This window comes from Streptomyces scabiei 87.22, from assembly GCF_000091305.1.
In the GTDB taxonomy this organism is placed as follows: Bacteria; Actinomycetota; Actinomycetes; order Streptomycetales; family Streptomycetaceae; genus Streptomyces; species Streptomyces scabiei.
The window spans coordinates 9,736,723-9,753,949 of the sequence record NC_013929.1; the positions used below are offsets into that span (position 1 = coordinate 9,736,723).

Consider the following 17,227-nt stretch of genomic DNA (forward strand, 5'->3'; position numbering starts at 1 on the left):
GTGTGCCCAAGATCGAGAAGTTCACCGTGCCGCTCAACTCCGTTTCCCCGCAAGGACGGTGACGCCGGTCTCGTGGAATCGGTCGAGGCGCGCCCCCTATGAGAGCCTTGCCCTGATCATGATCGTCGTCGAGCCCGGAGTGGGAAATGACCGTGAACCGGCCGGGGCTGCCCGGGGATCTGCCGTCGGCGGAGATTCTGTGGGCGCGCTGGGCGCTCGTCGCCGTACTGGAGGCCCGTACGGCGAACGAGCGGGCGGGCGTCCATCGGACGGGAACCTGGGTGGACGGCGAAGGGCTCCATCTGGACGACGCCGGCTGTACCTGGTGGGGTTGCGCACGGCGGGGCGAGGGCCGGTACGTGCTCTTCGGCGAGGACGAGTCGAGTGCGGTCAAGTGGCACAGACCGCCGGTCGACATGCTCGTCGGCGCCCCCGAATGGCTCCCGCACGAGCACCTGCGGGATCTGCTGGAAGGGTGCGAACTGGGCTGTGTCTACTGGTACGAGAACAGCACCTGGGCCCGTGCCCCGTACCCCTCCACGCTGGACGACGACGGGCTCGACTGCGGAATGAGCCGCTTCGTCGACAGGAAGGACGTCCTGCGGGTGATCGCCGACGAGGACCACGGCGCCATGCCGGCCCATGACGCCGAGACCCTGCTGGAACACGCCGAGACCTACCGGCTGACGCCGGACGTCCTGCTCGCCCTCGTCACCGGGCCCGGCTCCGTCGAACAGGACCGGCCCGCGATGCTCAGGGCGCTGGAGGCGGCGGGCCTGCACCGCCCGTAGACCCGCGGGCCTGCACCGCCCGTAGACCCGCGGTCCGCGCACGCGCCGGCTCGAACAGGGGAGGTGGCCAGGGCCGGTTCCACGGGCGCGCGCCGAGGTCAGCCGAGGTTACGGGCGAGCCCTTCGACCCGGTCGTGCAGTTCCTCGACGTGGTGCTCCGACTCCGGCTTCATCAGTACGCTGCGCAGGATGCGGGCGCCGTCGCCGTCCGCGGTGATCTTGGGGTGCCGTGCGGTGAAGGCGTCCCGGTCGGCCCTGAAGGTGCTGAGGAAGACGGGGTCGGGGCCGGTCATGCCGTCGGTGAGGATGCGGGCGGAAGCGGTGTCGACGGCGGTCAGAGTGGCCGGTTCCACGGTCGGGAAGTAGCTGACGATGTCCAGCTCGGGCCGTTGGTAGAGCGCCAGGTGCTCGGACTCCTCGATGAGCCGCGCCCAGTTCAGCGCCGCGCGCCGGCCGGCCGCCAGGACCTGTCCGAGGCCCGCGGGGGTGGGCGGGAGCAATTGGAGGGTGAGCCAGAGAGCGGCGGCCGAGGCGCCCGCGCGTGAGCACTCCAGACTGATCTCCCCGAGGTGGAGGTCGGCCGACGTGAAGTAGGTGTAGGGCGAGTCGTGGAGGTAGAAGCGGCCCACGTCGGGATCGCGGAAGAGGACGGCCCCGCAGCCGTAGGGCTGGAGTCCGTGTTTGTGGGGGTCGACCACGAGGGAGTCGGCCCGGGCGATGGCCCGCCAGGGCTCGGGAGGCAGTCCCGCGGGGTCCTCGGCGCCGGCCAGGAGCGTGAAGAACCCGCCGTACGCGGCGTCGACATGGACCCGGATGCCGTGGCGTCGGGCCAGGGGCAGGATCTCGTGGACGGGGTCGACGGCTCCCAGTCCGGTGGTGCCGGTGGTGACGACGACGGTGCCGATCCGCCCGGTACGCAGGACGTCCTCCAGCGCGCCGAGGTCCATCCGGCCCCGCTCGTCGGTGGGCACGGGGTGGCCCTGTATGCCGAGGACGTGGCACATGCGGCTGTGCGTGTAGTGGGCGTCCGCGCTGTACGCGACACCCTGGCCGGGATGGAGTTCGCGGGCCACGAACAGCGCTTCGAGGTTGGCGATCGTGCCGCTGGTGGTGAGGTGGCCCAGGTGCGTCTCGTAGCCGAACATGGCCGCCAGCTGTCCGACGACCTCCCGTTCCATCGCCGCGGTGGCCGGGCCGCCGTCCAGGGCGTGGTTGTTGGGGTTGATCAGCATCGCCGTGAGGTAGCCGACCACGGCCGCGGGGTGCGGAGGCTTGAGCATCTGGCCCGCGTAGTGCGGGTGGAAGAAGGGGTAGTTGTCCTTCAGCCGTCCGGTGAACAGGGCGAAGGTCTCGGCGAAGCGCTCCTCGTCCACCTGGAGGGACGGGTGGGGCTGGTAGGGGCCGAAGGTGTCGGCCCAGTCCTGTATCGCCCGGGTGGCTCGGCCGAGCCAGTGCTGCAGGTCCATCGACGTCCCTCTCGGTCGGTAGCGGTCGGTAGCGGTCGCTTTCGGGGTGTGCGAAGAGAATGTAATTGACTCCTCAGTGATTGACTAGTCAGCAATTGATTTAGCAGTAGGTGACCTGGCAGTAGGTGACCTGGCAGTAGGTGCCCGGGCAGTAGATGACCAAGCAGTAGGTGATCAGTAGACTCGCGACGATGAACGACACACCCGAGCCGAACGCGGCGGCGGCCGCCCGCGCCGCCAACAGCGGGCTCGTCCGGGACTTCGGTCTGCTGATCAAGTCCGCGACCCGTATGGAACAGCGGATCGATGCCGCGCTGCGCCGCGAGTGCGGCATCAGCCACACCATGCTGGAGGTGTTCATCCGGCTGTGCCGCCGGCCCGGCGAGGAGGTCTCGCAGCGGCAGCTGGCCGACGACCTCACCCTCACCAGCAGCGGCACGACCCGGTTGATCGACCGGATGGAGGAGGCCGGCCTGGTCCGCCGCGCGCCCTCCCCCGGGGACCGGCGGGTCGCCCTGGTGGAGCCGACCGCCGAGGGCCGTACCACCTTCCTCCGGGCCGCCGACGTCCACGCCCGTGTGGTGGAGGAGTTCTTCGTCCGACCGCTCGCCGCCGCGGACTACACCAGGCTGACCGGCGCCCTGGGCGAGATCGACCGGGCGCTGCGCGAGGGCGACGGCTGAGACCGGGGGCGAGGACCGGTGGCGACGGGGGCGGCACGGCGTCGGGTACGGCTAGGCACGCTCGGGACGACAGCGCCGTCCTCGGACCGGTGCCCCGCAGCCGGAGGACGCCGTTGATCCACTCGTCGTCCGCCGCATAGGTTCGCTCGTATGACGAACGTACGGATCGGTGTGATGCACGACCGCGACTGGGCCCCGGAAGGGCTGCCCGAGTTCGCCCGGCGGGCCGAGGCACTCGGCGTGGACGACCTGTGGGTGGTGGAGGACCTCGGCTGGAACGGCGGTGTGTCCGCGGCGGCCGTGGCACTGGGAGCGACGCAGCGCCTGCGGGTGGGCATCGGCATCGCCCCGGCCCCGCTGCGCAGCCCGGCGCTGCTGGCGATGGAACTGGCCACGCTGGCCCGGGTGTTCCCCGGGCGACTGGTCGCCGGGATCGGGCACGGTGTGCGGGAGTGGATGGCTCAGGTCGGCGTCGCACCCCGCTCCCCGCTCGCCCTGCTGGAGGAGACGATCACCTCCGTGCGCGCGCTGCTGCGCGGTGAGCAGGTCGACCTGGCAGGTCGTGAAGTGCGGCTGGACGGGGTGAAGTTGGTGCACCCGCCGGCCGAGGTGCCGCCGGTCGTCGCGGGCGTCGTGCGCGCCCGCTCCCTCGAACTGTCCGGCCGGGTCGCCGACGGCACCCTGATCGCCGAGGGCCACGGTCCGCACGACCTCGCACGCATCCGCGAGCTGACCGCCAAGGGCGCCGCAGGCGACCACACGCTGACGGTCTTCGCCTTCGCCTGCGTAGGGGACGACCCCGACGCGGTGGCCCGCACCCTCCACCCCCACACCGAGGGCCACGGTGCCTGGCTGGGCCGGCCCCAGGACGAGGTCTTCACGGTCTCCGGCGACGCCGCCGGGGCCGCGGCCGGTATCCGCGCACTCGCGGAGGCCGGAGCGGACACGGTCGTCCTGCGCCTCGTGGGCGAGGACCCGCTCGGACAGCTGGAGGCCGTACTGGCGGCCCGGTGACCCTCCCCGGCCCCGCTTCGCTTCGTCGCGAGGGGGCCGGACCGACTTGTTGGGCCGGCCCTCCGGCGCCGACGGTGCGGCGCTAGTGAGCTGGTTCGGAGATGCGTGAGCAGTAGCGGCAGATTCGGTCGAGGATCTGGTCGGCGGTCTTGGTCCATTTGAAGGGTCTGGCCTGGTCGTTCCAGACCTTGATCCAGTCCTCGAGTGCGGCCTTGAGGTCGTCGAGGGAGCAGAACACCCCGCGTTCGAGGCAGCGCCGTTCCAACTCGGCGAACCACCGCTCGACCTGATTGATCCATGACGAGTAGGTGGGCGTGAAGTGGAGGTGGAAGCGGGGATGCGTGAGCAGCCACCTGTGCACCACCGGCGCCTTGTGGGCGGAGAGGTTGTCGCAGATCACGTGGACTGCCAGGCCGGGCTCGGTCTGGCGGTCGATCTCGTCGAGGAAGTCACGGAAGTCCACGGCCCGGTGCTGCGCGGACAGCTTCGAGATCACCTTGCCCGTCGCGGTGTTCAGGGCGGCGAACAGATCGACGGTGCCGTGCCGGACGTAGTCGAAGCTGCGCCGTTCGGGCACTCCGGGCAGCATCGGCAGGACCGGCGCGGTTCGTTCCAGGGCCTGGATCTGCGGTTTCTCGTCCACCGCGAACACCGCGGCGTTGGCCGGCGGGGCGAGGTAGAGGCCGACGACATCGCGGATCTTGTCGATCAGGAGCGGGTCCGGAGAGATCTTGAAGGTCTCGGTCCGCCATGGCTGCAGGCCGAAGGCGTGCCAGATACGCAGCACGCTCGCCGGGGAGATCCCCACGACCTTGGCCAGCTCCCGCTTCGACCAGTGCGTCCCACCCGGAGGCGTCTGCTCCAGCGTGCGCACCACCACCTCTTCGACCTGGGCGTCGGTGATGGTTCGTGGCACTCCCGGGCGCGGTTCGTCGCTGAGCCCGTCCAGCCGGGCGCGCAGGAATCCCGCCCGCCACTTGGTCACGGTGCCCCGGTTGACGCCCAGCCGCGCGGCGACCGCGATATTGCTGCCGCCGTCCGCGCAGGCCAGCACGATCCGTGCCCGTAACGCCAGGCCCTGCGCGGTCGTCCGGCGCCGGGCCCATCCCTGCAACGTCCGCCGCTCGGTATCGGATAACACCAACGGCGCAAGCCTGCTGTCGCCCATCCCCACAGCAGACCGCAAACCACCAGCCCCGTCACCGCCCAAGCCGCGATCCGAAACGGAACACGACTCAAGTGGCGACGGAAGAACTCAAAACCGGCTCACTAGGGGGCGGCCGGAGGGGAGTCGGGGTCGTCCCGGCCCGGGGCGTTCTCCTGGTCGCGGCTCTCCCCGCCCGGGGGCTCGGCGGCGGGGCGCGGAATCTTGGCGCCGCCCTTGAACCGCTCCAGGGTGCGTGTGAGCTGCTGGAACGCGGACATCGCCGGGGCCCCGGACTGTCGTTGCGGGGCCGGAGCGGCCTCGGCGGCCTCCCGGTAGGCGGCGAGCGCCTCATGGGCACGCTCGGTCGCCTCCCGGTACAGGTCACGGGACTCCGTCATGGCCTTCAACGCCTCGGCGTACTGCGCCACCCGCTGCCGTTCCCGCACCAGCTCCTCCTCCAGGGTGAGGACGTGCCAGTCCTTGCGCAGCGCGGTGAGGGCGTCACCGGCCCCGTCCGGCAGCGGCCGGAGAAGGGAGTCGAACCGCGTCACCGCCGCGACGAGGTCGGCCGGCTCGGAACCGTCCAGGAAGACCGTCCGTACGGTGAAGTCCTCCGCGTCGTACCCGGCCGGGGCCGGGGACCCGGGCAGCACGGCCGCGCCGCCGCGCGGCACCTCCACGCCGAACTCCCGCAGCGCCCAGTTCACGACCCGCAGCTGCTGCGGCGCGGCCCGGTGCTCGATGATCCGGTGCCGCAGGGTGGGCGGCAGCCACCGTGACAGAGGCAGCCGGCCGCGCTCGTCCGTGGTCATGGCCTCGTGGACGACGACATGCACGCCCCAGCCGCTGCGCCCGGCGTCCCTGAGCACGCGGCGTACGTCCTTGTCGTCCTCGGGCAGGGCGTTGATCCTGCTCAGCGACAGGCCCGTCGCGGCGTCGTGGTCCCAGTCGCCGTACTCCGGCCAGAACCGGGTGACGGGGGACGGCCATGCCGGGTCCCACGGCTGTTCCGCCTCGGCGAGCAGGGTCCACTCCCGCCCGCCGCCGAGATCGGCCGCGAGCCCGAGCCGGGCCCGGACGGTCACCTCGTCGGCCACCCGCCATCGGGCCTCGAAGACCCGTTCCGGCGCGTCGCCGTCGGTGTCGGGCACCTCCATGAAGTCGTCGACGACTTCACTGTCCTTGAGCCGGTGCAGGGTGCGGCGGAGTACGTCCTCCGCGTCGGGCCCGACATGGCGGCCGCGAGCCGGCCACACCGTCGGAGGAGTCGTGGGACGAGCTGGGGAAGTCGGCATGAGTCCATCGGGGAGCAGGGGCCATGTGCGTCCACCAGTATCGTCGCCGCGGCCCGTGGAGGATCACCCGGGGTCCCGCCCGGCCGCCCACCCGTGCCGCGCGGTCTTCCCCCGCGACGGCCACGGCCGCCCGCACCCCCTGCCGGACGCGTGCTCCGACCAGGGACGCGCGCCTTCGGGACCTCCGTCGCCCGGGGCCGTTTCGTCCGCCAGTTCGTCGTGTCCGCCAGGGTGGGGCGCGTCCCCCGGGTTGACGGCGGCCTGTGCGGCCGGTCGACGATGGGTCGGCGCCTGCCATCCGCACGGCGGGCCGCGCGATCTCCGCACTCCCGCGTAGGGTGCGAGGGCACCGTCCTCGTCCCTGCCGGGCGAGGCTGACGCCGACCGGAAGGCACGCTGTACATGACCGGGCAACGCGACCGCTGGGCGGAACTGACCGGCGGACAGGCCGGAGAGGAGTACGCCAGGCGTTTCGCCCGGCTCGCCGAGTCCGGCCAGGACGTCCACGGTGAAGCGGCCTTCTGTGCCGCACTGCTGGAAGCCCCCGCCCGGGTACTGGACGCCGGCTGCGGCACCGGCAGGGTCGCGATCCGCCTCGCCGAACTGGGCCACGAGTGCACCGGCGTGGACGTCGACCCGTCGATGCTCGCCGTCGCCCGTCGCACCGCCCCCGCACAGGAATGGCTCCTGGCCGACCTGGCCCATCTCGACGCCCTCGGCCTGGAGCCGGTCTTCGACCTGGTCGTCGCCGCCGGGAACGTCGTTCCCCTGCTCGCTCCCGGCACCGAACCGGCCGTGGTCCGGCAGTTGGCGGCGGCACTGCGGCCCGGCGGACTGCTGGTCACGGGTATGGGCCTCGACGCGGCGCACCTGCCGCTGCCCGAACCGCCCCTGACACTGGAGGACTTCGACCACTGGTGCGCCCAGGCCGGTCTCACCCTCGAACAGCGCTTCGCCACCTGGGGCGCCGAACCCTACGCCGACGGCTGCGGCTACGCGGTGAGCGTGCACGCCCGCCCCATCGCCTGAGTCGGCGGCAGTGGCGCCAGGCGATCAGGGGGTCTGGCTGGGGACTATGAACGGAACGGGGATGTCGTGCGCCTGGAGGGCCTCGGTGTAGCGGGCCAGCAGCTCGTCGATGCCGGACAGGAGGATGGCTGCCGTCTCGCGGGCTTCGCCGACATCGCCCCGGTCGCAGGCATCCACTATGTCGGCGACGTCGGATCGAATGATCGACAGGGAGTCGCCCTGGATCAGCACGCCCGGGAAACGACGCGGGGGAAGACGGACGACCGCGTCGTTCCCGGGGTCCGTGAGCAGCTCGGCCTCGATGCGTTCCATCCGCTCATTCAACCTCAGTCTGTCGGGCCACCGGCACCCGTGTCTGTGCCGGTGGCCGGCAGCCCTCCGGAAGGGTCACAGCTTCGTCCCCTACCCTCAAGCGTGAGGACGGTGACGTGGGATGCCACCGGGGACGCGCATCGAGGAGGCGGCGGTGTTCGGAAGGGGCACGTGGGTGGTCGCGGGGGCCGTGGCCGTGGCCTGCCTGGCGCTCGTGGGTCCCAGCACCCCCGGCGACGGCGTCTTCGCCAGGTCGCTTCCCGCGGACGCCGTCAAGAAGGTCCACCCCGGCCGCGTCATGACGTGGAACATCTGCAACCCCTGCGACGAGAGCAACGTCGACCGGGCCGCGGAGATCGCCGCGGTGGCTCCCCAGGTCATCGGACTGCAGGAGGCGTGTGTGCGTGACGTGGAGAGGATCCGGGAGTATCTGGAGACCTTCCACGGGCTCGTGTATCACGTCGAGTACGGCTCGGTCCTCGGGAGTTGGAGCCGGTGCGGGGGAGCGCCGTGGAAGCCGGGAGGCTTCGGGCAGGCCATTCTCTCGGCGGGGCCGTTGACGGACCGGGTAGGCGCGGAGTACCCGGAGGGCGGCTCGGAGGACCGTGGGTACATGGCGGTCACCGCCACGGTGGGCGGTCAGCCGGTGAGGATCTTCAACACGCACCTCGCCCAGCGGCGCCAGGAGGCGATCCGGGCGGACCAGGTCGATGTGCTCGCCGAGGAGGTCGCCCGCCACGACCGTGCGATCGTCGTCGGTGACTTCAACGCCGTGCCGGACTCGGCCGAGCTGGCCCCGATGTGGAAGGTGGCCAAGGACGCGGACACCGCGTGCCGTCCCCCGTCCGAAGGTGCCTGCGGGCTGACCACCGACTGGCAGAGCAAGTTCGACTACGTCTTCCTGCGGGGCGTCTCCCCGCTGGCCCAGCGGGTGCGGCTCTCCGAGTCCTCGGACCACAACCTGGTGTACGCGGACGTGGACCTGACCTGAACCGGGTGTGAGGGCCGTTGGGCTTCCGAGGGAAGCGGGCGCGGGCGGCCGTCCCCCAACGTCGGCATCAGGCCGCGGCCGGCCCGCAGATGACCGACACCGCCGAGTTCGGTCTCTGCAGCAACTCCGGCCGTATATAGGCGAGTTGGCGCTGCGGATGCCATGCGGGACCTGGCGTGCCACCGGCCGGAGTGACCGAACGGTGCTGAAGTGTCGGGAGGGGCCGCCCGCGGGGCCGCTCCCCGGGCTGTTTCCGGCGTTCCGACAGCCGAACAAGTGTGGCCCCCGGTGCTTCAGTCGCCCCCAGCAATGGCATGGACCCGCCAGATATGCCCGGCGTGGTTCCGTCGGCGCGACCGCTCGACCGGCCTGTTCGCGACGGCTGGGCGAGTGACGCACGTCTCACCCGCCGACAGCGGCCCGGCCTCGGAACGAAGCCGTTCCGCAACCCTGGCCGGGCGTGAGGGCGGCGTGCGCGACAGACGCGACGCCAGGCACATATGACGCACCGTCAGAGAAGCAAGCGGTAAACCGGACCGGCCGAAAAGAAGGCCCCCGCTCTCAGCGGAACAGAGCGGCTGATCTGAGGCTGTTTCACGCGTTCCCGCCCCGCCTAGGTTCGCTGTGCTCCGCACACTGATCGGTCATTCCGTCAGAAACACGCACTCCGACGACAACCGAAGGAGAAAACTCGTGCGCAGTCTCAGACTCTCGATACTTCCGCTCGCCGCGGCCACCGTGCTGGCGCTGATCGGTGCCACCACGGCAGAGGCGGTCCCCGCCCCGGTCGAAGCCCGAACCGGGGCCGGCACCCTCACCGCCGCCGCGAACGACACGACCAGCGTCGACCGGACCGCACGCCTGTCCAACGGGGCCGCGGTCGACTCGGCGAAGGACGCGGCGGCACTGGCGCGTTACTGGACGCCGGAACGCATGGCGAAGGCCATCTCGCTCGACAAGGTGGCCACCACTTCGCGCAAGGGCCTCTCCAAGCCGGTCGGGCCGACCGGGGCACCCGGAACCGTACCGTCCGCGCCCGCCCGCTCCAAGAGCTCGTCCATACGCATCAACGAATCCGCCGCGGTGGGCAAGGTGTTCTTCACCAACCCCAGCAACGGCGGCACGTACGCGTGTTCGGCGAGTGCGCTCAACAGCGGTTCGAAACAGATGGTCGTCACCGCGGGGCACTGTGTCCACGGCGGCAGTGGCGGCACGTGGATGACAAACTGGGTCTATGTGCCGCGCTACCGCTCCGGGGCCCGCCCGTTCGGCACCTTCGCCGCCAAGCAGATGCGTACGTTCAACGCCTGGATCAACAGCAGCGACCTCAGGCGGGACGTCGCCATGGTGACGACGTGGCCGCTCAACAACAACAAGGTCGTCAACGTCACCGGCGGACACGGGATGAGCTGGAACTTCTCGCGTCAGCAGCCCATCACCATCCTGGGCTACCCCGGTAACTTCGGCAGCGGTGAAGTCCAGTGGGCGTGCACGGGTACCACACGCGCGGCCAGTGACAACGGCATCGAGCTCCAGTGCAACTTCGGCGGCGGCTCCAGTGGTGGACCGTGGATGCGGGAGTTCAACGACTCCAACGGTCTCGGATCCGTCAACGGCGTGATGAGCACCGTCACTTCGACCGGCTGGAACGAGGCCGCCTACTTCGACGACGCGGTCAAGGCCATGTTCGACGCCCAGGGCAACGTCACCTGACGGACCCGCACCACCGGCCCCGCACAACGGACAAGGAGCCCCTTCCATGCGCCGCAGCAACCTGAGCCGCTGGGCGGTGGCCGCCGCCCTCGTCGCCGCCGTCGTCGCGGTGGCGGCCTGGCGCACCGCGGCCGCCGCCACGGAATCCGAGCCACAGCCGGAACCGGGAAGCACGGTCCACGACGTACGGCAGGACCCGGAGCGGCTCAGGGACTACTGGACGCCTGAGCGCATGCGCGAAGCAGAGGACGCGCCCATGCCGAAGCGCGACTGAGGACGGGCGGTCGCGCCGGGCACGGCACCAGCGCACGCGGGTCCGCAAGGAGCACGGCACCGGGATCGCGGGGGAGGCGAGGGCGACCTCATCTCCCCGCGATCCCGGTTACCGTTTCCCCTCATGACAGTCACCGAGTCGGACATCACCGAGGACCTGATCCTAGGGTGCGTTTCAGAAGTGGATCTTGATGTGTCAAGATCCACTTCGTGGGACGGCATGATCTGACGAATGCACAATGGGCGAAGCTGGAGCCCTTGCTCCCGGCCGGCAAGAAGCCCGGACGGCCACCGGTGCACACCAAGCGGCAGTTGATAGACGGCATACGCTGGCGCACCCGCGCCGGTGCTCCGTGGCGGGACGTGCCCGAGCGGTATGGCCCGTGGGAGACGGTCTACGGTCTGTTCCGGCGCTGGCAGCGGGACGGCACCTGGCACCGCATCTTCGAGCAGCTGCAGGCCCGGGCCGACGCCGAGGGGCTGATCACCTGGGACGTCTCGGTGGACTCCACCATCGCCCGCGCCCACCAGCATGCGGCCGGTGCCCGCAAAAAGGGGATCTGCAGATCGAGCCGCCAGGTGGCGTGTTCATCGAGCCCGATGACCACGGGCTCGGACGATCCCGGGGTGGGCTGACCACCAAGCTGCACCTGGCGGTCGAGCAGGCCCAGAAGCCGATGGCGCTGGTCATCACGGCTGGACAGCGTGGTGACTCGCCGCAGTTCCAGGTGGTCCTGGGCCGTATCCGGGTGCCCCGGCTCGGGCAGGGCCGCCCGCGCACCCGGCCGGACAAGGTGCGTGCCGACAAGGCGTACGGCTCCCGCGCGAACCGCGACTACCTGCGCAAACGTGGCATCCGCTGCACGATCCCGGAGAAGCGCGACCAGATTGCCAACCGCAAGAAACGCGGTTCCCACGGCGGCCGCCCGCCCAAGTTCGACAAGGACGACTACAAGCAGCGCCACGCAGTGGAGTGCGGAATCAATCGCCTGAAACGGCACCGTGCGGTCGCCACGAGATACGACAAGCTCGCCGTCCGCTACGAAGCGACGGTGCTGGTCGCAGCCATCAACGAGTGGCTATGACCAGCACTTTCAAAACGCACCCTAGAACTGCTGCGCGAGCAGTGCCCCGAACTGGCGCATCTCCCCGTGAAGTTGGGAGCGCTCGGCTGGGACAACCAGGTGTGGCGGCTCGGCGACGACCTCGCCGTCCGGCTGCCCTGGGCGACGGAGACCGCGGACGCGCTGCTCCACAAGGAACACGCGTGGCTGCCCGGCCTCGCTCCGCACCTTCCTCTGCCCGTACCCGTTCCGCAGCGCCTCGGTGAGCCGTCCGAGCGGTTCCCGCGCCCCTGGCTCGTCACCACCTGGGTCCCGGGCGAGCCCGCCGACCGCGCCCCCGCCACGCGCACCCCGGACGCCGCGGTCACCCTGGCCGCCTTCCTCACCGCCCTCCACCGCCCCGCCCCCGCCGGAGCACCCGCCGGCCGGGACCGCGGTGGCCCGCTGGCCGACACCGCCGAGCACCTCACCCGGGGACTCGCCTCGGCCACCGAGCTGGGGCTGATCCAGAACCCGGACGCCGTCCGTGCGGTGTGGGAGGACGCGGCGGCCGCCCCCGCATGGACGGGCCCGCGGCTCTGGCTCCACGGCGACCTGCACGCGGCCAACATCCTGACCAGGGAAGGCACCTTCTGCGGAGTGATCGACTTCGGCGACCTCTGCGCCGGCGACCCGGCCTGCGACCTCGCCGCCGCCTGGACCCTGCTGCCGGACGGCGAGGTCGACCTCTTCCACCGCACCTACCGGCCCATCCCGGACGCCGCGACCCTGCGCCGCGCCCGCGGCTGGGCGGTGCTGCGCGCCCTCGGCGGCATCCACATCGGACATGCCGGCGTCCACGGCCGTCCCGGGGGAAAGGCCACCTGGGGCCCGCCCGCCCATGCCGCACTGCTGCGCCTCACCGCGTCGGCCTGAGCCGTCGGATCAGGGGCCGGCGTCCCGGACTCCGGCGAGCGGGACGGCAGATGACGTCGAAGCGCCACCGGCGACCGGAGGTCTGTCACGGCGATACGGGGGCACACGGACGTCACCCGTACGAAAGGAACCGCTCCATGCTGGGTATAGCCGCGGCAGTACTGTTCTTCATCGCCTTCCTGATCAACGCAGCCGAGATCTCGACGAACGACGTCTTCTCCTCCACGAACGTCATGCTCCTCGGCCTGATGGTCCTGGCCCTGCATGTCGCGGGCATCGGAAGCGGCTGGTCCGGCCGCAGACGCTGACGGAGTGTGAACCCGGGGTGGGTGCGGACGTGACGGCGTCCCGCACCCACCCCGACGCCTGTCCCGCCAGGTGATGCGGGTGTTCACGGCGAGAGGCCGAGGGCGCCGGGATTTCAGGTCTGCGGGGCCGGTGATTCCGCGAGGGATGGGGGTACACGGGCGGCATGCCACCGACAAATGATCACCTCCTGCCCTCGCGGGCCGTGCGACAGCTGCGCCGGATCCGCGCGTTCTACGCGACGGCCGCGTCCGTGTGGGCGGCCCTGGCCGTCTGGGAGGGGTGGCAGCATCCCGGCAGCCGGCCCCTGTGGGTGGCGGCACTCCTGCTCGTGGTCTTCACCGGGCTGTTCTCCGTGACATCGCTGTGGTTGTGGCGTCACCGGACCGCCGTCACCGCTGCCGCGGGCGCGCCCGCGCGTCGTGGTGCTCCGCGGCGGATAGCTCCCGCGCGGGGAGCCGCCTGAGGCCCCGTAGTCCCCGGCGGGGTGGGGGAGTTGCACATTCGCTCACTGCCGTGCCGTACTCCGCGCCCTGTGAGCCGACGACGGTCGATCAGGGAGCCGTGACCCCCTTCCACGGCTCTCCGGCGCGCTCGGCCCATGCCCGGGCCGCCTCCGGGCGACCGGTGAGCAGCAGGAGATGGGCGGTGATCGGACCGCGGACCTCCTCGCCGTCGCCGCGCGTCCACGCGATGTCGGTGGCGACGAGCCGGGCCTTCGGCAGGGGCCAGGGGCGGGGCGGCATGCGCATGGTCCACACACGGTCGGCGGCGTCACGGGCGGCCGCCGGCGGCATCGTGCGGGTCCTGCCGAGCGCGAGCGAGATGTCCTGGCCGTGCACGAGCAGGTCGATCAGCGGCTCGCGGGGCGTGGTGGTGGGTGCCAGACGACGGGATCCGACGGTCGAGCGCAGGTTCCCGACGATCTCGGTCACGGGCAGCGCGGCCTCGCGGACGGCCGAGTCGTGGATGAGACGGTTCCAGTTCCCGCGGGCCCGGATCATCTCGCGCAGCACCTGCCCGTACGAGAAGCGCGCCGCGACGGTCAGGTGCGCGGCCACGTCCCGCACCCGCCAGTCCCCGCACCCGGTGCGTGTCTCCCACTCCTCGGGGCTCAGGCCCGCCAGCAGATCGGCCAGGTTCGTGCGCTCCTCGTCGACGATGCGCCAGAGCTCGTCGAGGTCCAGTGCTGCACCCACGGTGATCACCCACTCAAGTGGTAAGATTCTCTGACCAAAGTAGTCAGAGTATCTGACCAATGTCAAGGAGGGGAGGGTGGGTGTCGACGATGCCGCGAGAGGGGGTCCGGCGATGGTGACGGCCGACGAACCCAGCACGGGCGTCCTGCTGTTCCTGCCGTACCGGGCCCTGGAGAACCGGGTCTTCGCCGCGCTCGCCGAGGCCGGGTTCGACGACTTCACGCCGGCCCAGGCCCGGGTCATGCAGCGCATCGGCCCGCACGGCACCCGCCTCACCGAACTCGCGGAACAGGCCCAGATCACCAAACAGACGGCCGGTTTCCTCGTCGACCAGCTGGAGAAGGCGGGCTACGTCACCCGGGTCGCCGATCCGACCGACAAGCGTGCCCGGCTGGTGTGCGGCGCGGCCAAGGCGTGGGCGGCCAAGGAGGTCGCCGACGCGGTGGTCGCCGAGGTGGAGAACGAGTGGGAGGAACACCTCGGCAAGCGGCGGTCGAGGCAGCTGCGGGAAGCCCTGCTCCTGCTGAGGGAGATCACGGACCCGTGGCGTTAGGGCCTGTCGTACGGATCGCGCCTGGGCCGCCGCGCACCGGCGGTCATCAGTGACGTGACCCGAAGCCGGTTCGACCCCCGACGGCAGCCCTGGGTGTGGCCGTCCGGCGGCCCTAGAATCGTGCGATGGATCATCACTTCGTCGGCATACCGGAGGTGGCCGGCGTTCCGCGGGTCGCGGTCGTCATCGACGTCATGCGGGCCTTCACCGTGGCCGCCTGGGCCTTCTCGCGCGGCGTGGAGAAGATCGTCCTGGCCTCGACCGAGAGCGAGGCGCTCGACCTGAAGCAACGCCACCCGGGCTGGCTGGCGTTGAAGGACGGGGCACCGGCGGAGGGCTTCGACGCGGTGAACTCGCCCGGCCTGCTCAGGACCCGCGACTTCGCCGGCCGCACGCTGGTGCAGAAGACGACGGCGGGGACCGTGGGCGCGCTGGCCGTCGCCGACGCACCGCTGGTGCTGTGCGCGAGCTTCGTCGTGGCGGGCCCGACCGCCCGGTTGCTGCGGGACAGGGACGCGGGGCCGGTGACGTTCGTCGTCACCGGCGAGGACGGCCGGGCCGACGAGGACCTGGCCTGTGCCGAATACATCGGGCGCCGGACGGCCGGAGACGACGTCGCACCGCACCCCTACCTTCACCGCGCGAGGAACTCCCGTGCCGCGGCCGACCTCGCCGCCGGTCTGCGCAGTGGCTGGCACCCGGACGACGTCGAACTCTGCCTGGACGTCGACCGGTTCTCCTTCGCGATGGTGGCCGGCCGGGAGGGGCACCTCACGGTGGTCCGGCCCGTCGAGGTGCCGCCCGCCCGCGACACCCGCTGAAGCGGAGGTACTGGGGAGCTCCCGGACGGGAACCGGACCCGGTGTGGCACACCGCCACGGTCACGGCAGCCGGTACACCGCCTCGTCCGGATCGGGTCGGACGATGACCCCGTCCTCGGCCAGAGCGCGCAGATGCGTGCGGGCCGCCTTCTCCGCCGCCTCCCGGTCCTTCGGCTCATGGCCGGCGACCCGCAGAGCCAGCGCGGCGCGCCGCGTGTCCCACTCGCCCCCGAGCGCCTGAATCACCCCGGCCAGCGCCTCCTTGTACGTCAACGGCGTATCGGTCATCGCATCCTCCCCATTCGGAACCGGCCACAGCATGGCACGGCGAAGGGCCCCCGCAGGGCCGGATGGCCGTGCGGGGGCGGCGGTGCCGTCTCCCGGCCGCTCAGGACCCCTTCGCGACATCCTTCACCGACGTCGGGCCCAACTGCTTGGCGCTGGCGTACTCCGGCATCGTCATGGGCTTGTCGAACAGGAAGAACGACTGGTTCGTGCCGACCGTGAACTCCATGTACGCGCCCGTCGTGGCGTCGAAACCGTAGTAGGCGTTGCAGGTGGAACCCGAGGTGTACGTGCCGTCCATGCCGGGCTGGGCGAGTACCGCGATGCCCTCGGAGGAGGACTCCACCTTCTCCGTCGGCGTGAGCATCTTGCAGCGCGGCACCGGCAGGCCCTTCATGATGAAGTACCCGTAATCGCCCTTGGCGTTCTGGATGTAGACGTACGAGAGCTTGCCCCGCTTCCCCCAGGTCTTGATCCACTGGTTGATCGCCTCGCGGGTCGGCGAGTACTCCATGCGGCCGGCCGGCTGCTGGGCGACGAGGTGGTCGTAGTTCTGCTGCTTGGCGTCGTTCTCCTTGTCCTGGCTGGACTCCGTGCAGGACGTCAGGGCGAGGCCCACGACGAGCGTCACGACGGCGGCCTGGGCCAGGCGTGCGAACTTCTTCATACGGTGCTGCCCTCTTCCGGGGTCGGGACGCGGATCAGTTGGTGCACGTCGTGCGCTCGGCGTCGGCATCCAGCCGGTAGGGCAGATCCTGGTCGCGGAAGGGCGCGCGATGCTCCTGGGCGGCCTTGGAGTTGTAGTCGTTGACCGACTCGATCCGAGTGGCCTTCAGCGCGGTGATCGACTGGTCGATCTGTGCCGTGCGCGTCTTCGAGGCGGACTCGCGCTCCTCCTTGAGCGCCTTGATCGTCCCCTCGGCGTTCTGTGCGGCCTCGCAGAGCTGGAAGAACTCCTCGTACGTGCTCTGCCGGAACTCGCCCGAGCCGACGGTGTTCTCGCGCTCCTCCGCCGCTCCCCGGAACGGGGCGGTGATCCAGGCCGCGCCGCCGAAGGCGAACGCGCCGATCATGTACAGCACCGCCAGGCCGACGACCCCGCCCACGGCCCACGCCCCCCACCGGGCTCCCTCGCGTATCTGCCCCATGGCCCTCCCCCTTCACCGGTGCTCCAACGGTGTGGAACCACCTTTGTGCAGGTGGACACGAGCCCGGGGGTGAAACGGTTCCGCAGGGACGGGTGCCCCCAAGGGACCTTGCGTGCGCGCGAGTTGCTGTCGGGGGCCGGTGTCGAAGGGGCGCGCTGCCGAAATTGGACGCCCGCGCCGCCCGAACCTGTCCGAGGCATGGTAACGGCTGTTACCATGCCT

The 17,227-nt window shown here is 71.0% G+C and carries 21 protein-coding genes; 13 read left to right on the forward strand and 8 right to left on the reverse strand.

From position 1 onward, the window contains the following. Window positions 1-146 precede the first annotated feature (146 nt). Window positions 147-791: a hypothetical protein gene (locus SCAB_RS41685; protein WP_013006093.1), complete on the forward strand. Its 645-nt coding sequence runs from the start codon at window positions 147-149 to the stop codon at window positions 789-791. 98 nt (window positions 792-889) lie between these two features. On the opposite strand, the gene SCAB_RS41690 is transcribed toward SCAB_RS41685, so the two are convergent. Continuing rightward, on the reverse strand, window positions 890-2,257 hold the full coding sequence (locus SCAB_RS41690; RefSeq protein WP_013006094.1) for a pyridoxal phosphate-dependent decarboxylase family protein: 1,368 nt from the start codon (window positions 2,255-2,257) through the stop codon (window positions 890-892). A gap of 191 nt (window positions 2,258-2,448) precedes the next feature. Between SCAB_RS41690 and SCAB_RS41695 the strand changes: the two genes are divergently transcribed. After that, entirely contained in the window at window positions 2,449-2,940 is a 492-nt protein-coding gene (locus SCAB_RS41695) for a MarR family winged helix-turn-helix transcriptional regulator (RefSeq protein ID WP_013006096.1), read from the forward strand. 150 nt (window positions 2,941-3,090) lie between these two features. Continuing rightward, complete coding sequence (locus SCAB_RS41700; RefSeq protein WP_013006097.1) at window positions 3,091-3,954, forward strand: LLM class flavin-dependent oxidoreductase; 864 nt, start codon at window positions 3,091-3,093, stop codon at window positions 3,952-3,954. An 82-nt stretch (window positions 3,955-4,036) separates the two neighbouring features. Here the strand turns inward: SCAB_RS41700 and SCAB_RS41705 are convergent, their stop codons facing one another. After that, entirely contained in the window at window positions 4,037-5,122 is a 1,086-nt protein-coding gene (locus SCAB_RS41705) for an IS630 family transposase (RefSeq protein WP_041669729.1), read from the reverse strand. A gap of 101 nt (window positions 5,123-5,223) precedes the next feature. After that, on the reverse strand, window positions 5,224-6,357 hold the full coding sequence (locus tag SCAB_RS41710) for a hypothetical protein (RefSeq protein WP_013006098.1): 1,134 nt from the start codon (window positions 6,355-6,357) through the stop codon (window positions 5,224-5,226). 441 nt (window positions 6,358-6,798) lie between these two features. On the opposite strand from SCAB_RS41710, the gene SCAB_RS41715 reads away from it, so the two are divergent. After that, window positions 6,799-7,425, forward strand: coding sequence for a class I SAM-dependent methyltransferase (locus SCAB_RS41715; RefSeq protein WP_013006099.1), 627 nt, complete (start codon window positions 6,799-6,801; stop codon window positions 7,423-7,425). A gap of 24 nt (window positions 7,426-7,449) precedes the next feature. Here SCAB_RS41715 and SCAB_RS41720 read toward each other — a convergent pair whose 3' ends face one another. Further along, complete coding sequence (locus SCAB_RS41720) at window positions 7,450-7,737, reverse strand: DUF6959 family protein (protein ID WP_013006100.1); 288 nt, start codon at window positions 7,735-7,737, stop codon at window positions 7,450-7,452. Window positions 7,738-7,858: 121 nt separating this feature from the next. On the opposite strand from SCAB_RS41720, the gene SCAB_RS41725 reads away from it, so the two are divergent. The 7 genes from SCAB_RS41725 (at window position 7,859) to SCAB_RS41755 (ending at window position 13,465) form a co-directional block, all read left to right on the forward strand. Continuing rightward, complete coding sequence (locus SCAB_RS41725; protein ID WP_013006101.1) at window positions 7,859-8,728, forward strand: endonuclease/exonuclease/phosphatase family protein; 870 nt, start codon at window positions 7,859-7,861, stop codon at window positions 8,726-8,728. A 693-nt stretch (window positions 8,729-9,421) separates the two neighbouring features. Beyond that, window positions 9,422-10,441, forward strand: coding sequence for a trypsin-like serine peptidase (locus SCAB_RS41730; RefSeq protein WP_037728861.1), 1,020 nt, complete (start codon window positions 9,422-9,424; stop codon window positions 10,439-10,441). A gap of 46 nt (window positions 10,442-10,487) precedes the next feature. After that, window positions 10,488-10,715: a hypothetical protein gene (locus tag SCAB_RS41735; protein WP_013006103.1), complete on the forward strand. Its 228-nt coding sequence runs from the start codon at window positions 10,488-10,490 to the stop codon at window positions 10,713-10,715. 209 nt (window positions 10,716-10,924) lie between these two features. Then, window positions 10,925-11,799 (forward strand): IS5 family transposase gene (locus SCAB_RS45745; protein ID WP_231884914.1). Its coding sequence is split into 2 segments (ribosomal slippage): window positions 10,925-11,314 and window positions 11,317-11,799, totalling 873 coding nucleotides; the frame shifts between segments, so codons are not numbered across the junction. 66 nt (window positions 11,800-11,865) lie between these two features. Further along, window positions 11,866-12,693, forward strand: coding sequence for an aminoglycoside phosphotransferase family protein (locus tag SCAB_RS41750; protein ID WP_013006104.1), 828 nt, complete (start codon window positions 11,866-11,868; stop codon window positions 12,691-12,693). 137 nt (window positions 12,694-12,830) lie between these two features. Then, window positions 12,831-13,001, forward strand: a complete 171-nt coding sequence (locus SCAB_RS47915) for a hypothetical protein (RefSeq protein WP_013006105.1) — start codon at window positions 12,831-12,833, stop codon at window positions 12,999-13,001. Window positions 13,002-13,165: 164 nt separating this feature from the next. Next, window positions 13,166-13,465, forward strand: coding sequence for a hypothetical protein (locus SCAB_RS41755; protein ID WP_013006106.1), 300 nt, complete (start codon window positions 13,166-13,168; stop codon window positions 13,463-13,465). Between the two features lie 88 nt (window positions 13,466-13,553). Here the strand turns inward: SCAB_RS41755 and SCAB_RS41760 are convergent, their stop codons facing one another. Next, window positions 13,554-14,207, reverse strand: coding sequence for a maleylpyruvate isomerase family mycothiol-dependent enzyme (locus SCAB_RS41760; RefSeq protein WP_013006107.1), 654 nt, complete (start codon window positions 14,205-14,207; stop codon window positions 13,554-13,556). A gap of 103 nt (window positions 14,208-14,310) precedes the next feature. On the opposite strand from SCAB_RS41760, the gene SCAB_RS41765 reads away from it, so the two are divergent. Next, window positions 14,311-14,751 (forward strand): MarR family winged helix-turn-helix transcriptional regulator, encoded by a 441-nt coding sequence (locus tag SCAB_RS41765; protein WP_037729286.1) that lies wholly within the window; start codon window positions 14,311-14,313, stop codon window positions 14,749-14,751. 125 nt (window positions 14,752-14,876) lie between these two features. Further along, the gene (locus tag SCAB_RS41770; RefSeq protein ID WP_013006109.1) at window positions 14,877-15,572 is read left to right on the forward strand and encodes a 2-phosphosulfolactate phosphatase; all 696 of its coding nucleotides are present in this window, start codon (window positions 14,877-14,879) and stop codon (window positions 15,570-15,572) included. A 60-nt stretch (window positions 15,573-15,632) separates the two neighbouring features. On the opposite strand, the gene SCAB_RS41775 is transcribed toward SCAB_RS41770, so the two are convergent. From SCAB_RS41775 to SCAB_RS41785, 3 genes are all read right to left on the reverse strand, one after another. Continuing rightward, window positions 15,633-15,860: a hypothetical protein gene (locus SCAB_RS41775; RefSeq protein ID WP_013006110.1), complete on the reverse strand. Its 228-nt coding sequence runs from the start codon at window positions 15,858-15,860 to the stop codon at window positions 15,633-15,635. Window positions 15,861-15,960: 100 nt separating this feature from the next. Continuing rightward, window positions 15,961-16,524 carry a hypothetical protein gene (locus SCAB_RS41780; protein ID WP_013006111.1) on the reverse strand — a complete coding sequence of 188 codons (564 nt, stop codon included), beginning with the start codon at window positions 16,522-16,524 and terminating at the stop codon, window positions 15,961-15,963. Between the two features lie 34 nt (window positions 16,525-16,558). Continuing rightward, window positions 16,559-17,005 carry a hypothetical protein gene (locus SCAB_RS41785; protein ID WP_041670196.1) on the reverse strand — a complete coding sequence of 149 codons (447 nt, stop codon included), beginning with the start codon at window positions 17,003-17,005 and terminating at the stop codon, window positions 16,559-16,561. Between the last annotated feature and the right edge of the window lie 222 nt (window positions 17,006-17,227).

What these genes read in the sequence shown, in the direction of transcription:
- SCAB_RS41685 (WP_013006093.1), top strand. Translation starts at nt 147, where the DNA reads ATGACCGTGAACCGGCCGGGGCTGCCCGGGGATCTGCCGTCGGCGGAG.
- SCAB_RS41690 (WP_013006094.1), bottom strand. Translation starts at nt 2,257, where the DNA reads ATGGACCTGCAGCACTGGCTCGGCCGAGCCACCCGGGCGATACAGGAC.
- SCAB_RS41695 (WP_013006096.1), top strand. Translation starts at nt 2,449, where the DNA reads ATGAACGACACACCCGAGCCGAACGCGGCGGCGGCCGCCCGCGCCGCC.
- SCAB_RS41700 (WP_013006097.1), top strand. Translation starts at nt 3,091, where the DNA reads ATGACGAACGTACGGATCGGTGTGATGCACGACCGCGACTGGGCCCCG.
- SCAB_RS41705 (WP_041669729.1), bottom strand. Translation starts at nt 5,122, where the DNA reads ATGGGCGACAGCAGGCTTGCGCCGTTGGTGTTATCCGATACCGAGCGG.
- SCAB_RS41715 (WP_013006099.1), top strand. Translation starts at nt 6,799, where the DNA reads ATGACCGGGCAACGCGACCGCTGGGCGGAACTGACCGGCGGACAGGCC.
- SCAB_RS41720 (WP_013006100.1), bottom strand. Translation starts at nt 7,737, where the DNA reads ATGGAACGCATCGAGGCCGAGCTGCTCACGGACCCCGGGAACGACGCG.
- SCAB_RS41725 (WP_013006101.1), top strand. Translation starts at nt 7,859, where the DNA reads ATGCCACCGGGGACGCGCATCGAGGAGGCGGCGGTGTTCGGAAGGGGC.
- SCAB_RS41735 (WP_013006103.1), top strand. Translation starts at nt 10,488, where the DNA reads ATGCGCCGCAGCAACCTGAGCCGCTGGGCGGTGGCCGCCGCCCTCGTC.
- SCAB_RS47915 (WP_013006105.1), top strand. Translation starts at nt 12,831, where the DNA reads ATGCTGGGTATAGCCGCGGCAGTACTGTTCTTCATCGCCTTCCTGATC.
- SCAB_RS41755 (WP_013006106.1), top strand. Translation starts at nt 13,166, where the DNA reads ATGCCACCGACAAATGATCACCTCCTGCCCTCGCGGGCCGTGCGACAG.
- SCAB_RS41765 (WP_037729286.1), top strand. Translation starts at nt 14,311, where the DNA reads ATGGTGACGGCCGACGAACCCAGCACGGGCGTCCTGCTGTTCCTGCCG.
- SCAB_RS41770 (WP_013006109.1), top strand. Translation starts at nt 14,877, where the DNA reads ATGGATCATCACTTCGTCGGCATACCGGAGGTGGCCGGCGTTCCGCGG.
- SCAB_RS41775 (WP_013006110.1), bottom strand. Translation starts at nt 15,860, where the DNA reads ATGACCGATACGCCGTTGACGTACAAGGAGGCGCTGGCCGGGGTGATT.
- SCAB_RS41780 (WP_013006111.1), bottom strand. Translation starts at nt 16,524, where the DNA reads ATGAAGAAGTTCGCACGCCTGGCCCAGGCCGCCGTCGTGACGCTCGTC.
- SCAB_RS41785 (WP_041670196.1), bottom strand. Translation starts at nt 17,005, where the DNA reads ATGGGGCAGATACGCGAGGGAGCCCGGTGGGGGGCGTGGGCCGTGGGC.